Origin of the sequence: Klebsiella sp. 1SOBk5mer (assembly GCF_046603115.1) — a bacterium.
Lineage (GTDB): Bacteria > Pseudomonadota > Gammaproteobacteria > Enterobacterales > Enterobacteriaceae > Klebsiella > Klebsiella quasipneumoniae.
The window spans coordinates 212830-227152 of the sequence record NZ_JBKIUU010000007.1; the positions used below are offsets into that span (position 1 = coordinate 212830).

At 61.2% G+C, this 14323-nt stretch carries 11 protein-coding genes; 5 read left to right on the forward strand and 6 right to left on the reverse strand.

All coding sequences use genetic code 11. The features are described 5' to 3' along the window. Positions 1–6: 6 nt before the first annotated feature. A complete protein-coding gene (gene tkt, locus ACLH1U_RS17130) occupies positions 7–2001 on the forward strand; it encodes a transketolase (protein WP_023290606.1) in 1995 nt (664 codons plus the stop codon). On the opposite strand, the gene ACLH1U_RS17135 is transcribed toward tkt, so the two are convergent. The 3 genes from ACLH1U_RS17135 to aegA form a co-directional block, all read right to left on the reverse strand. Then, positions 1991–3037, reverse strand: coding sequence for a DUF1176 domain-containing protein (locus ACLH1U_RS17135; RefSeq protein WP_023290607.1), 1047 nt, complete (start codon positions 3035–3037; stop codon positions 1991–1993). The genes tkt and ACLH1U_RS17135 overlap by 11 nt on opposite strands. A 63-nt stretch (positions 3038–3100) precedes the next feature. Further along, positions 3101–3697, reverse strand: a complete 597-nt coding sequence (gene nudK, locus ACLH1U_RS17140; protein WP_032453697.1) for a GDP-mannose pyrophosphatase NudK — start codon at positions 3695–3697, stop codon at positions 3101–3103. Positions 3698–3755: 58 nt separating this feature from the next. Next, positions 3756–5738, reverse strand: coding sequence for a formate-dependent uric acid utilization protein AegA (aegA, locus tag ACLH1U_RS17145; protein ID WP_261902142.1), 1983 nt, complete (start codon positions 5736–5738; stop codon positions 3756–3758). A gap of 376 nt (positions 5739–6114) precedes the next feature. Between aegA and acrD the strand changes: the two genes are divergently transcribed. Continuing rightward, positions 6115–9228 (forward strand): multidrug efflux RND transporter permease AcrD, encoded by a 3114-nt coding sequence (gene acrD, locus ACLH1U_RS17150; protein ID WP_032453700.1) that lies wholly within the window; start codon positions 6115–6117, stop codon positions 9226–9228. Between the two features lie 127 nt (positions 9229–9355). Here the strand turns inward: acrD and ypfM are convergent, their stop codons facing one another. Beyond that, a complete protein-coding gene (ypfM, locus tag ACLH1U_RS17155) occupies positions 9356–9415 on the reverse strand; it encodes a protein YpfM (protein WP_100181659.1) in 60 nt (19 codons plus the stop codon). Positions 9416–9781: 366 nt separating this feature from the next. Here ypfM and ACLH1U_RS17160 point away from each other — a divergent pair, with 366 nt between their 5' ends. From ACLH1U_RS17160 to ACLH1U_RS17170, 3 genes are read left to right on the forward strand one after another with little or no spacing between them, the layout of a single operon-like run. Next, positions 9782–10135: an ArsC family reductase gene (locus ACLH1U_RS17160; protein ID WP_023290610.1), complete on the forward strand. Its 354-nt coding sequence runs from the start codon at positions 9782–9784 to the stop codon at positions 10133–10135. A 3-nt stretch (positions 10136–10138) separates the two neighbouring features. Continuing rightward, positions 10139–11266 carry a succinyl-diaminopimelate desuccinylase gene (dapE, locus tag ACLH1U_RS17165; RefSeq protein WP_023290611.1) on the forward strand — a complete coding sequence of 376 codons (1128 nt, stop codon included), beginning with the start codon at positions 10139–10141 and terminating at the stop codon, positions 11264–11266. Between the two features lie 26 nt (positions 11267–11292). Further along, complete coding sequence (locus tag ACLH1U_RS17170) at positions 11293–11496, forward strand: YpfN family protein (protein WP_002913768.1); 204 nt, start codon at positions 11293–11295, stop codon at positions 11494–11496. Positions 11497–11544: 48 nt separating this feature from the next. On the opposite strand, the gene ypfH is transcribed toward ACLH1U_RS17170, so the two are convergent. Further along, positions 11545–12240 (reverse strand): esterase, encoded by a 696-nt coding sequence (gene ypfH / locus ACLH1U_RS17175; RefSeq protein WP_023290612.1) that lies wholly within the window; start codon positions 12238–12240, stop codon positions 11545–11547. Positions 12241–12316: 76 nt separating this feature from the next. Beyond that, positions 12317–14320, reverse strand: coding sequence for a tRNA(Met) cytidine acetyltransferase TmcA (locus ACLH1U_RS17180; protein ID WP_411299355.1), 2004 nt, complete (start codon positions 14318–14320; stop codon positions 12317–12319). Positions 14321–14323 lie beyond the last annotated feature (3 nt).

Genomic DNA, 14323 nt, shown 5'->3' on the forward strand with positions numbered 1-14323 from the left:
AAAACTATGTCCCGAAGAGAGCTTGCCAACGCCATCCGCGCCCTCAGTATGGACGCGGTGCAGAAAGCCAATTCCGGCCACCCCGGTGCGCCAATGGGGATGGCAGATATTGCCGAAGTGCTGTGGAACGATTTTCTTAAGCACAATCCGCAGAACCCTGGCTGGGTGGACCGCGACCGCTTTATTCTGTCCAACGGCCACGCGTCGATGCTGCTCTACAGTCTGCTGCACCTGACCGGCTACGATCTGCCGCTGTCAGAGCTGAAGCAGTTCCGCCAGCTGCACTCTAAAACGCCGGGTCACCCGGAGCATGGCTATACCCCCGGGGTGGAGACCACCACCGGCCCGCTGGGCCAGGGGCTGGCGAACGCCGTCGGTATGGCCATTGCCGAACGTACCCTGGCGGCGCAGTTTAACCGCCCCGGTCATGAGATTATCGACCATCACACCTGGGTTTTCATGGGCGATGGCTGTCTGATGGAGGGGATCTCCCATGAAGCCTGTTCGCTGGCAGGCACGCTCGGACTGGGCAAGCTGATCGGTTTTTACGATCACAACGGCATCTCCATCGACGGCAAAACCGAAGGCTGGTTTTCCGACGATACAGCGGAACGCTTCCGCGCCTACCACTGGCATGTGATCGGCGATATCGACGGCCACGATCCGCAGGCCATCAAACAGGCCATTACGGAAGCGCAGGCGGTGAAAGATAAGCCGTCGCTGATCATCTGTCGGACCATCATCGGCTTCGGTTCGCCCAACAAAGCCGGCTCAGAGGAGTCGCACGGCGCGGCGCTGGGTGAAAAAGAGGTGGCCCTGGCCCGCCAGCAATTGGGCTGGAAATATCCGCCCTTTGAGATCCCGAAAGAGATCTATCAGGGCTGGGATGCGCGGCCACGCGGCGAAAAAGCCGAGCACGCCTGGAACGAGAAATTCGCCGCCTACCAGCAGCAGTTCCCGGAACTGGCCGCTGAGCTAACCCGTCGCATGGCAGGCGCCCTGCCGGAGGATTTTGCCGCGACGGCGCGTGACTACGTGGCGAAGCTGCAGGCCGAGCCGGCGAAGATCGCCAGCCGTAAAGCCTCGCAGAATGCGCTGAACGCGTACGGGCCGCACCTCCCGGAGCTGCTGGGCGGTTCGGCGGATCTCGCGCCGAGTAACCTGACCATCTGGTCTGGCTCGACATCGATTAAAGAGGATGCCGCCGGCAACTATATCCACTACGGCGTGCGCGAATTCGGCATGACCGCGGTGGCCAACGGCATCGCCCTGCACGGGGGCTTCATTCCCTATACCTCGACCTTTCTGATGTTTGTGGAATACGCCCGCAACGCAGCGCGCATGGCGGCCCTGATGAAGGCCCGGCAGATCATGGTCTATACCCATGACTCCATCGGTCTTGGGGAAGACGGTCCGACCCACCAGGCGGTGGAACAGCTGGCCAGTCTGCGGCTGACGCCCAACTTCAGCACCTGGCGCCCTTGCGACCAGGTGGAGACCGCCGTCGCCTGGCAGGCGGCCATCGCGCGTCAGGGCGGACCGACGGCGCTGATCCTGTCGCGACAAAACCTGGCGCAGATGCCGCGTACCCCGCAACAGGTTCAGGATATCGCCCGGGGCGGCTACGTGCTGAAGGATGCCGGCGGCAAACCCGACCTGATCCTCATCGCCACCGGCTCGGAAGTGGAAATCACCGTCCTGGCGGCGGAAAAACTGTTGGCCAACGGAGTGAATGTGCGGGTGGTTTCGCTCCCCTCCACCGACGTGTTTGATGCTCAGGACGAGGCCTGGCGCGAGTCGGTGCTGCCGTCGGACGTCAGCGCCCGGGTGGCCGTCGAGGCCGGGATAGCGGACTACTGGTATAAATATGTCGGTTTAAAAGGCAAGATCGTCGGCATGACCGGCTACGGTGAATCCGCCCCGGCGGAGCAGCTGTTCCCGTTCTTTGGCTTTACGGTCGACCATATCGTCGCCACCGCCGAACAGGTGCTTAACGGGTGATCCACAGCGTGGGCCAGGCATCTGGCCCCTGCCAGTTGTCGCACGTCGGCTGCTGTGCGTAACGGGAGAGGCTGAACCGCTGGCCGTCAAAACGCCAGCGGGTCTGGATCCCGCAATCGCCAGACGCGCGCCCCTTGTCCAGGGTCACCAGCTCATGACGACGGTCATCATAGCTGGCGTTAATCAGCTCAATCTCCCGCGGCGCCTCGCCGGGCGGCTGAAATGGCAGCGTCAGCCGCACCTGACGGGCGACATACGGGCGCTGGCGGGAGACCAGCCAGGCCAGCCAGACGGTGTTGTACGCCCCGGATTCGCAGCTGGTCATCAGCAGCACTTTGTCATCCGTCAGCGCAGTGACGCGAATTTCGCGGCGGAACGGATCGAGGGAGCAGTTGCTGTTGCTCATCCGCTCATTGCCGTAGTCCATCAGATCGTTGAGTTCATCACGTCCCAGCGGCGACTGCGCCGTGACCGCGCTCGCCACCGCGCGCAGCGCCGGCGCCGGCGGTACGCTGAGCGGCGGCTCCTCCCCTTTGCCGACCCAGGCCGTTTCGCTGCCCACCCGCTTTTGCCGGGCGTCGATAAATAACAGGGCCGCTTTCAGCCCCTGCAGGGAGATGGTCTGCAGGCCGTTGGCCAGCGAGAGGGTTTTTCCCTCCTGGACCCGCTGGAGGAAGGCATCGATCGTCACGCTGTCGTCGGTTTTAATGAGTTTATCTTCAATGCGCCAGCGCTTGTCGGTCAGGGACAGCGGTTTACCATCCAGCAGCAGGCGCGGCGCTATCGGCGCGAGCGTCGCCACCGGATTGCCGGTGCCGCCCAGTTCGATACGCAGGCTGGCGTCAGTAGCCGCCCCGGCGCTGCGGCTGAGGGTCATCACCAGACCATAATGCAGCCCCACGTTGCGGGTGACGCAGAAATTTTGGTTATTACAGGTGACCTGCCAGTCGTTGAAGCGCTGCTGCGCCGGTGCCGACCATGCCTGTGAGCAAGGCAGCACCGCCAGAAAGAGGAAAAAAATGATGCGAAAAAGCATGAACCGCCCGACCCCAGATAAACCCGACCACGGCGCCTATCCTGGACAACGGCAGCCGCTGACTCAATCGGATTTGTCAGAGTTCCCCAACATCAGGCCGGAGGTTTGCAGATACTGCAGCAGAATGACCGCTTTCCCGTCGCGGATCTCCCCATCAGCGACCATCTGTAGCGCCTGGCTAAAGGGCAGCTCCAGCACCTCGATGGCTTCGTCATCCACCCCGCCGCCGCTGGTGGTTCGCTGGGCGTCGCTGTACTCGGCGATAAAGAAATGCACCACTTCGGTGACGCCGCCTGGCGACATAAACAGCTCAAACAGCTTTCGCACCTCGCCCACTTCATAGCCGGTCTCTTCCACCGCCTCTTTCCGAATGCAGGCCTCCGGCTCGTCGTTGTCCAGCAGCCCGGCGCAGGTTTCAATCAGCATGCCGTCATGATTGCCATTGACCCAGGTGGCGACCCGGAACTGACGCACCAGGACCACCGTCTGCTTATGGCGGTTATACAGCAGCACGGTGGCGCCATTGCCGCGATCGTAGACCTCGCGTTTGTGGCGCACGACGCTGCCGTCCGCCCGCGTCAGCTCATAGGTCATGTTGCGTAGTACGAACCAGTTCTCAGAGAGGATTTTATCTTTAATGACGTGAATATTGAGTGACATACCGACCCCACAGCGTAAAAGGACGCCCTCATACTACGCTGCGGAGCCGGGTTTGTCGTCAGTGAAGCGGCGTCGTTTTCAGCCCCAGATAGTCAAGGATCCCCTGCGCCGCGTGACGGCCTTCCGCCATCGCCGTTACCACCAGGTCGGCGCCGCGCACGGCATCGCCGCCGGCAAAGATCTTCTCCTGACTGGTCTGATAACGGTAACGGCTCTCCACTCCGGCTTTAATCCGCCCCTGGCTGTCCAGCGCCACCCCGGCCGCTTCCAGCCAGGGCATGCGGTGCGGGTGGAAGCCAAAGGCCATGATCACCGCCTCTGCCGGCATAACAAACTCGCTGCCGGGGATCGGCGTCGGGCGGCGTCTTCCGCCGGCGTCCGGCGCGCCAAGCTCGGTGCGCAAAAAGCGAACCCCGTTCACCCGTCCGTTCTCGTCCAGCTCAAGCGTCACCGGCTGGACGTTAAACTCAAAGAGCGCCCCCTCTTCGCGGGCGTTTTTGACCTCTTTTTTCGAGCCCGGCATGTTGGCTTCATCCCGCCGATAGGCGCAAGTCACCTGGCGGGCGCCATGGCGCAGCGCGGTGCGCACGCAGTCCATCGCCGTATCGCCGCCCCCCAGCACCACCACGTTCAGCCCGGCGGTGTTGACATAAGGCTCCAGCGCCGATTCCGTCAGCCCCATCACCTGTTTGGTGTTGGCGATAAGAAACGGCAGCGCATCGTAGACCCCGGGCGCCTCTTCATTCGGCAGGCCGGCCTTCATGGAGCGATAGGTTCCGGCGCCGACGAACACCGCGTCATACTCAGCCAGCAGCGTCGCCAGGGGGATATCTTTCCCCACCTCGCAGTTGAGCTCAAAGTGGACGCCCATCTCGCAGAAAATCGCCCGCCGCCGGGCCAGCAGTGACTTATCCAGCTTGAACGCCGGAATGCCGAAGGTCAGCAGGCCGCCGATCTCCGGATGACGGTCAAAGACCACCGGCTGTACGCCGTGGCGCACCAGCACATCGGCGCAGGCCAGCCCGGCCGGTCCGGCGCCGATAATCGCCACCCGTTTACCGCTCGGCTTAACCTGCGAGAGGTCCGGACGCCAGCCGCTGGCCAGCGCCTGGTCGGATATAAATCGCTCAATATTGCCGATGGTGACCGCGCCGCTTTCATCGCGCAGGGTGCAGGCGCCCTCACACAGCCGGTCCTGAGGGCAGACGCGGCCGGTGATCTCCGGCAGACAGTTGGTCTGATGGGACAGGGCGACCGCGGCGGCGATATCCCCTGCCTTCACCAGCTCGACCCACTGCGGAATGTGGTTATGCAGTGGACAGGTCCATTCACAGATGCTGTGTTCTCCACATTTCAGGCAGCGGGCGGCCTGCTGCCGGGCCTGCGTCGGGGTGAACGGCTGATAGATCTCCTCAAAGTGGCTCTTACGCGCCTCCGCCGCCAGCTTATCCGGCTCTCCGCGCGGCGGCGTCATCGCCATTTGCCTGGCCTTCTCGCCGGCGTCGGGCTGCCTGGCGGGGGCCGCGCCGCGCTGCCACGGCTGCGCCTCCTGGCAGGCCGATCGCAGACGCCGCTGCCTGGCCAGCGTGGTCAATGTCTCATCGTCGGCGAGGGTCAGCGCCTGCGCCGGACAGTTTTCCACACAGGCCGGTCCCGCCTCGCGGCCCGCGCACAGATCGCATTTTTGCGCGCTGGCTTTCACCTGGCCTGCGGCCTGTGGCGTGACCACGACCTGCATCACCCCGAACGGGCAGGCCACCATGCAGGATTTACAGCCAATGCATTTCTCCTGACAGACCTGAACGCTGTCGCCAGTCTGGGCGATGGCGCCGTTGGGGCAGCTGCGGAGGCAGGGGGCGTCTTCGCAGTGGCGGCAGGTGATGGCGTTACGCTGCCCTTCTGCTTTAATCACGGTGATACGGGGCAAAAAGCGCTGCGGGGTCAGCGCATGTTGCTCCTCGTTATGCGCCATTACGCAGGCCACTTCGCAGGCCTGGCAACCGATACATTTTCGGCTATCGCTCAATATAAAGTGGTTCATGGCTTCCTTTTGTCTTATTGGTGAATAACCCCTTAATGCGCATGCCTATTTATTACCCGACAAGACGAGGCCGGAACAATGTTCATTTGCCCAGGATACCCTTTTTCTGGAAAGAATCCGTTTTGGATCAATTTTTTTGACTTAAATGAAATCAGGTTTCGCACCGGCAAGGAATAATGCGTCCCCGGGTGCTGCGGGCGAAGCGGAGTGGCCGACCCGGCGGCAGGAAAGTTCGATGTTTCTTTACGATACGGCAAAAGCAACATGATAAATTACACTATCTCCTTAATTTCTCCACGATTGCCGGAGGCGCTGGGGCTAAAGTGGCACAGGCTGTGCAATAACAAGAACATGTGCATATGAGGTTTTTATTCTGATGGCGAATTTCTTTATCGATCGCCCCATTTTTGCGTGGGTGCTGGCAATCCTGTTATGCCTGACGGGCACCCTTGCCATTTTGTCGCTGCCGGTTGAACAGTATCCCGATCTGGCCCCGCCGAATGTGCGGGTCACGGCCAACTATCCCGGCGCCTCCGCGCAAACCCTGGAGAATACCGTCACCCAGGTTATCGAACAGAATATGACCGGCCTCGATAACCTGATGTATATGTCATCCCAGAGCAGCGCCACCGGCCAGGCGACCATCACCCTCAGTTTTACCGCCGGTACCGACCCGGACGAAGCCGTGCAGCAGGTGCAAAACCAGCTGCAGTCGGCGATGCGTAAGCTGCCGCAGGCGGTGCAAAACCAGGGGGTAACGGTGCGCAAGACTGGCGATACCAATATCCTGACCCTCGCCTTCGTCTCCACCGACGGCAGTATGGATAAACAGGATATCGCCGACTACGTCGCCAGTAACATTCAGGACCCGCTCAGCCGCGTCAACGGCGTAGGGGATATCGACGCCTACGGCTCGCAATACTCAATGCGCATCTGGCTCGATCCGGCAAAGCTCAATAGCTTCCAGCTGACCACCAAGGATGTTACCGACGCCATCAGTTCGCAGAACGCCCAGATTGCCGTCGGCCAGCTCGGCGGCACGCCTTCCGTCGATAAGCAGGCGCTGAACGCCACCATCAACTCGCAATCTCTGCTGCAAACCCCGGAACAGTTTCGCAATATCACCCTGCGCGTCAATCAGGATGGTTCAGAAGTGACCCTCGGCGATGTCGCTACCGTGGAGATGGGGGCGGAGAAGTACGACTATCTTAGCCGCTATAACCGCCAGGCCGCCTCTGGCCTGGGAATTAAGCTCGCCTCCGGCGCCAACGAAATGGCCACCGCGGAGCGCGTGATCGCTCGCCTCAATGAGCTGTCGCAGTATTTCCCGCACGGGCTGGAATATAAAGTCGCCTACGAGACCACCTCCTTCGTGAAGGCTTCCATTACCGACGTGGTGAAAACCCTGCTGGAGGCGATCCTGCTGGTTTTCCTCGTGATGTATCTGTTCCTGCAGAACTTCCGCGCTACCCTGATCCCGACCATCGCCGTGCCGGTGGTGCTGATGGGCACCTTCGCGGTGCTTTATGCCTGTGGCTACAGCATCAACACCCTGACGATGTTCGCGATGGTGCTGGCTATCGGCCTGCTGGTGGATGACGCCATCGTGGTGGTGGAAAACGTTGAGCGCATCATGAGCGAGGAAGGCCTGTCGCCGCGGGAAGCCACCCGCAAATCGATGGGACAAATTCAGGGCGCGCTGGTGGGGATCGCGATGGTGCTGTCGGCGGTGTTTGTGCCGATGGCCTTCTTCGGCGGCACCACCGGCGCTATCTATCGCCAGTTCTCAATTACTATCGTCGCGGCGATGGTCCTCTCGGTGCTGGTGGCCATGATCCTCACCCCGGCCCTTTGCGCCACCCTGCTCAAACCGGTTAAGCCAGGTGAATCTCATGAGAGAAAAGGCTTCTTCGGCTGGTTCAACCGCACCTTTAACCGCAGCGCCAGCCGCTATGAAACCTTCGTCGGCAAAATTCTTCATCGCTCGCTGCGCTGGATGCTGATCTACGTCGTTCTGCTCGGCGGGATGGTGTTCCTGTTCCTGCATCTGCCCACCTCATTCCTGCCGCTGGAGGATCGGGGGATGTTCACCACCTCGGTACAGTTGCCGAGCGGCAGCACCCAACAGCAGACGCTGAAAGTGGTGCAGAAAGCGGAAGATTACTTCCTCAATAACGAGAAGCAAAACGTGGAGTCGGTGTTCGCTACCGTTGGCTCCGGCCCCGGCGGCAACGGGCAGAACGTAGCCCGTATGTTCGTGCGCCTCAAAGACTGGGACCAGCGCGATCCGCAAACCGGCTCCTCCTTTGCCATTATTGAACGCGCCACCAAAGCGTTTAATCAGATCAACGAAGCCCGGGTCATCGCCAGCAGCCCGCCGGCGATCAGCGGCCTCGGCAGTTCGGCAGGCTTCGATATGGAGCTGGAAGATCACGCCGGTAAGGGGCACGATGCGCTGATGGCGGCGCGCGATACGCTGCTTGAGCTGGCGGGTAAAAACCCGCTGTTGACCCGCGTCCGGCATAACGGGCTCGACGACAGCCCGCAGCTGCAGGTCGATATCGATCAGCGTAAAGCTCAGGCGCTGGGCGTCTCCATTGACGACATCAACGATACGCTGCAAACCGCGTGGGGGTCGAGCTACGTCAACGACTTTATGGATCGCGGGAGGGTGAAGAAAGTCTACGTCCAGGCGGCGGCGAAATATCGGATGCTGCCTGACGATATCAATCTCTGGTACGTCCGCAACAGCAGCGGCACGATGGTGCCGTTCTCGGCCTTCGCCACCTCGCGCTGGGAGACCGGCTCGCCGCGTCTGGAGCGCTACAATGGCTATTCGGCGGTGGAGATCGTCGGTGAGGCGGCGCCGGGCATCAGTACCGGTACCGCGATGGACATGATGGAGAAACTGGCCGCGCAACTGCCAACCGGCTTTGGCCTCGAATGGACCGCCATGTCCTATCAGGAACGCCTCTCCGGCGCCCAGGCGCCGGCCCTGTACGCGATTTCTCTGCTGGTGGTGTTCCTGTGCCTGGCGGCCCTGTACGAGAGCTGGTCGGTGCCGTTCTCGGTGATGCTGGTGGTCCCGCTCGGGGTGATTGGCGCCCTGCTGGCGACCTGGATGCGCGGCCTGGAGAATGACGTTTACTTCCAGGTGGGCCTGTTGACGGTGATCGGCCTGTCGGCGAAAAACGCCATTCTGATCGTCGAGTTCGCCAATGAGCTCAACGAGAAAGGCCAGGATCTGCTCAGCGCCACGCTGTCGGCCTGCCGTCAGCGCCTGCGCCCCATTCTGATGACCTCGCTGGCGTTTATCTTCGGCGTCCTGCCGATGGCCACCAGCACCGGAGCCGGCTCCGGCAGCCAGCATGCGGTCGGTACCGGGGTGATGGGCGGGATGATCTCCGCCACCGTGCTGGCCATCTTTTTCGTACCGCTGTTCTTTGTGCTGGTGCGCCGCCGCTTTCCGCTGAAGGAGCGTCCGCAATAAACCGTCGGGCGTCGGCGGCGAGCCGGAATAACAGAAAAGGCGACCTGGATGGTCGCCTTCTTTATGTGTTCAGAACCATGACGCGCTTATTTACGTCGCGTTATTCCCCTGCTCACATTGCGGAAATTTATTTACGAAGCATGCCTTCAATAAAATCTTTCCAGTTCCCCAGTTCATGTTCAATCATAATAGCCTCTCTTATTATTATGGTCGATTCTATATAACTTCATTGCTGATGGGAAGTTGTACTCCCCTATTGCTCTGATTGTCTTGTGGACCGCTGACAGAGATAAAACCTCTGGTTGCCGCCACTATGCCGTCTCGTATGTAAAAATTATGTGATGCAGAGCACCATCAGGCAACATTTTCGTAATATTGTTAGTGCCCTCACATCATGCCCGCGACTGGGCGAATTTTAAGCACCCGAAAACATGGCATAAGATACCCGGTAAAAAGTTATATTTATTCATCTGAATCACGTATTATTTCAATAAGGCTTATATATTCGGAAATATCTGAGTTAACCGCTTAATTGAATGTTAAAGGTTTATCTATGCTCACCATGTACGGAATTAAAAACTGCGATACCATTAAAAAAGCCCGCCGCTGGCTGGAAGCACATCAGATTGACTATCGCTTCCATGACTACCGCGCCGATGGCCTCGACCGCGCGCAACTGGATACCTTTATTGCCGAACTGGGCTGGCAGGCGCTGCTGAACACCCGCGGCACCACCTGGCGCAAGCTGGACGAATCGCTGCGCAACAGCATCGATAATGCCGATGCCGCCGCCGCATTGATGCTGGAAATGCCGGCGATTATCAAACGCCCATTGCTCTGCGCGCCCGGTCGTCCTATGCTGCTGGGTTTTAGTGAAGCAAGTTATCAGCAGTTTAACGAGGTATAGTCTATGTCTTGCCCGGTCATTGAGCTGGCTCAGCAGCTTATTCGCCGCCCTTCCCTTAGCCCCGATGATGCGGGATGCCAGGCGTTAATGATTGAACGCCTGCGTGCGATCGGCTTTACCGTTGAACCGATGGATTTCGGCGATACGCAGAACTTCTGGGCCTGGCGCGGCCACGGCGAGACGCTGGCCTTCGCCGGCCACACCGACGTGGTCCCGGCAGGCGACGCCGACCGCTGGATCAATCCGCCGTTCGAACCCACCATCCGCGACGGGATGCTGTTTGGCCGCGGGGCGGCAGATATGAAAGGCTCGCTGGCGGCGATGGTGGTTGCCGCTGAGCGTTTTGTCGCGCAGTACCCGAACCACCGGGGCCGGCTGGCGTTTTTGATTACCTCTGATGAAGAGGCCAGCGCCAAAAACGGCACCGTCAAAGTGGTGGAGACGCTGATGGCGCGTAACGAGCGTCTGGACTACTGTCTGGTCGGCGAACCCTCCAGTACCGAAGTGGTCGGCGATGTGGTGAAAAACGGCCGCCGCGGCTCGCTGACCTGCAATCTGACCATTCACGGCGTACAGGGCCATGTCGCCTATCCGCACCTTGCCGATAACCCCGTCCATCGCGCGGCGCCGATGCTGGCGGAGCTGGTCACTATCGAGTGGGATAAAGGCAATGAATACTTCCCGCCGACCAGCATGCAGATTGCCAACGTGCAGTCCGGCACCGGCAGCAACAACGTGATCCCTGGCGATATGTTCGTCCAGTTCAACTTCCGCTTCAGTACGGAACTGACGGACGAGATGATCAAAGCCCGGGTGGTCGCCCTGCTGGAAAAATACCAGCTGCGTTACAGCGTGGAGTGGTGGCTCTCCGGCCAGCCGTTCCTCACCGGACGGGGCAAGCTGGTGGATGCGGTCGTCAACGCGATTGAGCACTATAATGAGATCAAACCGCAGCTGTTAACCAACGGCGGCACCTCAGACGGACGGTTTATCGCGCGCATGGGGGCGCAGGTGGTAGAGCTGGGCCCGGTGAACGCCACGATTCACAAAATTAATGAATGTGTGAACGCCGCCGACCTGCAGCTGCTGGCGCGGATGTATCAACGCGTAATGGAACAGCTGGTCGCCTGACGTACTGACGTAAAGAGGAAGCGCGCATGGAATGGCTTATTAAACACTGGTGGATTCTGGTGCTGGTCTTTTTGGTGGGGGTAATTATCAACGTGATTAAAGATCTGAACCGCGTTGACCACAAAAAATTCCTTAACAACAAACCCGATCTGCCGCCGCACCGTGATTTTAACGATAAATGGGACGATGACGACGACTGGCCGAAGCACGACCAGTCGAAGAAACCGTAAGTTTGCCTTTATCGCGGTACCGCCCGCCTGTAACCCCGCCCGCCGGGGTTACAGCATTTCGATGATATCGTCCCCTTTCGGCGTACTGCCGCTCAGCGCCTCATCAAAATAGTGCTTCGGCACGGTATAGCGCAGTCGCTCAATCGCAAACTGCATGCTGCGATCGTCAATGGCATGCCCCAGATCGTCAACAATATCTAAGGTCACGTCGCCCCCCGCCTGCAACAACGCCTCCTGAGCCGACACCGCCCATGCCAGATCGATAACCCGATCGTCACCACCGTGGATCAGGTGAATGGTGGTGGCCGTCGTTGCGGTGACCGGCAGCGTCGCGTAGCGGCCATTAAAGGCGATCACCCGCGAAGCCAGATCCGGCGCCGCTTTGATGCTCTCCAGCGACATGATCGCCCCCTGAGAGAAGCCGATCAGCGCGGTGGCCAGCGGGCTGACGCCGCTCTTTTCCTGCCAGTAGCGCACAATGTCAATAAAGGTCGGCATAATGGCGTCGATACGCTGCTGACGATTCTCTTCCGTCACTCCCTGCACCGAAAACCACTGCCGGCCGTTGGGACCGCAAGGCTCCACCCCGCCAATGCTAACGATCAGCGCATCAGGAAACTGCGGCGCGAACCAGCTGCCAATTTGCCCCATGGAGACCGGGTTATCCCCCACGCCATGAAACAGCAGCAACAGCTGTTGCGCAGGCGTCGCAGGGCTTTGAACAATAAAATGATCGTGTTTCATGGCTGTCTCCTTTTTGTATGCGGGCAGTGTACGCCGCTCGCCAGATATGACCATGCCATTTAACTGAATGAGTTAGTTAAAAAAATTGCAGGTGCGCTACCTGCTGACGCAGCGCCTCAGCGCGCGCTGCATCGAGGAAGCGCAAGGCGTCCGCGGCCTCCTGACGCCATCTCGCCAGCAGCGCTTTACGCCCTGTTAGCTGCAGCGCGGCGCAGAGTTCGGCCTCTTCTTCCCCCTGCAGGCGCCCGCGCAGCGCCGGCAACGGCATGTCGACCTGCATCAGCAGACGATTGAGGCAACCCAGCGCCGCAGCCAGCGGGCGATGGGCGAAGGCAAAGCTGGCCGCTTCCAGCCAGTCCTCCTCACTAAGCATAGCCCCTGAAACGGCCGGCAGCGGCGCGGGCGCGTCCCGCCACGGGCGCAGCCAGTATTCATCGCGTTGTAGCCGCTGTGCCTCCCGCTGCGCGAGCTGATGCCCCGCTGCAGTCAGCGGGAACAGAGCCATCGCGGTATAGCATCCGCTGCTGGCCTCGCGATGAGTACCCAGCCGCACGAGGATAAACCCGCAGCGTTGCCAGAAGCGCCACAGCTCAGGGGTATAGCCAAAGCTGACGGAGAGATAGTCATAACCTGCGGCATCGGCGGCGATATCCGCGATCATCTGCTGCCCCAGCCCTTCGCGCTGGCGGGCGGGGTGGACGGCGATCCGACTGACCCGCAGCCCGCGCAGCGTCGCCGCCAGGGGACTGCCGCCATGCGCCGCCAGCGACTGGGCGACCAGGTTCCCTCGCGGCCGGCGAAAACCCGCCCACACCGCCCGGCTGAGTTCAGGAGAAAGTCCCCCCTCGGCCACCAGCCACAGGGCGCCCGCCACCGCGCCGCCGGCGCGTGCGCAGCGGAAAGCCTGGCCCGGCGCGTCCATCATGCGCCGCAGATCGAGAGGAGAAGTGCGGTAATGCGCCCCGGACAACAGCTGGTACATCGCCTCCGGCAGCGCCGACCGCGTTTGCCAGCTGGACTGATCGACCTCTTCCACGGCAACCTCCCCCGTCGGCGCATCGCGAAATGCCTCATCGCTGAAGATCAGCAGCTGACTGATGGCTGACTCCAGCGGGCAGCCCACTGCCCAGCGGATCGGCGCGCTCAGGCTGAACGACTGCAGATGGGGCAGGCTGGCGCAAAATTTCAGCAGGAACCCGCGCCCGGTGCCCTCATAACCCTGCACCGTCGTGGTGAGTAGCGTGCGGGGAAAACGGCTTACCAGCTGCCGGAGAAGCGGAGCCGGAATGGCCGCGGCCTCATCGACAATCAGCCAGGACGCCGTTTCTTTCGACGACAGCAGCGCATCAGGCGCCATAAAGCGAAACGCCTCGCCGGCAAAGCTCGCCAGCACATCGACGGCGCTGCGGGTCGGGGCGGTAACGATGGCCTCGCCCGCGAGCTGGCGCAGCAACATGCCCGCGAGGGCGGATTTGCCTCGCCCTCGTTCAGCCGTCACCGCCGCGATACCGGGCGGTAGACGCAACAATTGCGCAAGGATCGCCGCCTGTTCGGCCAGCGGGTGACCCTCGGCGGGATGCCAGTCAGGGCGCGGGACGGCCAGCGGGAGCCGCGGCGAGTCCGCCTGCCGCCAGAGCAGCACATCGGGGTCGGCGATAAACTGCCGACAGCAGCGGAGAACAAAGTGGGGGGTAGAGATCGGGTCGGGCGTATCGCTCCAGCGCAGGGAGTCCTCATCCACCCGGGACGGCCAGTCGGCGAAGGGGGGCGTCAGCAGCACCAGCCAGCTTCCCGCCCGCAGGGTACCGCTCAGGGCCGCCAGGGCGGCTACATCAAATCCGCGCCGGGCATCGAAAAAGGCGTGCATGACTTCCCGCCCCAGCAGCGTCTTCAGGGCGCCAGGCGCCACCCCGGGCGCGAAAACCGGCTCGGGGCCCACCCACAGGCCATCGCCGGCGAGCCTCTCCCGCAGCGCCTGCGCCTGCTGCAGCGTCCAGGCCTCGTCGCCGCTGAGTACCAGCAGGCGGCGAATTCCCTCCCGCGCCATCTGCGCGGTGAGGTCAAGCAGCGCGTCCATCATCGG

What these genes read in the sequence shown, in the direction of transcription:
- tkt (WP_023290606.1), top strand. Translation starts at nt 7, where the DNA reads ATGTCCCGAAGAGAGCTTGCCAACGCCATCCGCGCCCTCAGTATGGAC.
- ACLH1U_RS17135 (WP_023290607.1), bottom strand. Translation starts at nt 3,037, where the DNA reads ATGCTTTTTCGCATCATTTTTTTCCTCTTTCTGGCGGTGCTGCCTTGC.
- nudK (WP_032453697.1), bottom strand. Translation starts at nt 3,697, where the DNA reads ATGTCACTCAATATTCACGTCATTAAAGATAAAATCCTCTCTGAGAAC.
- aegA (WP_261902142.1), bottom strand. Translation starts at nt 5,738, where the DNA reads ATGAACCACTTTATATTGAGCGATAGCCGAAAATGTATCGGTTGCCAG.
- acrD (WP_032453700.1), top strand. Translation starts at nt 6,115, where the DNA reads ATGGCGAATTTCTTTATCGATCGCCCCATTTTTGCGTGGGTGCTGGCA.
- ACLH1U_RS17160 (WP_023290610.1), top strand. Translation starts at nt 9,782, where the DNA reads ATGCTCACCATGTACGGAATTAAAAACTGCGATACCATTAAAAAAGCC.
- dapE (WP_023290611.1), top strand. Translation starts at nt 10,139, where the DNA reads ATGTCTTGCCCGGTCATTGAGCTGGCTCAGCAGCTTATTCGCCGCCCT.
- ACLH1U_RS17170 (WP_002913768.1), top strand. Translation starts at nt 11,293, where the DNA reads ATGGAATGGCTTATTAAACACTGGTGGATTCTGGTGCTGGTCTTTTTG.
- ypfH (WP_023290612.1), bottom strand. Translation starts at nt 12,240, where the DNA reads ATGAAACACGATCATTTTATTGTTCAAAGCCCTGCGACGCCTGCGCAA.
- ACLH1U_RS17180 (WP_411299355.1), bottom strand. Translation starts at nt 14,320, where the DNA reads ATGATGGACGCGCTGCTTGACCTCACCGCGCAGATGGCGCGGGAGGGA.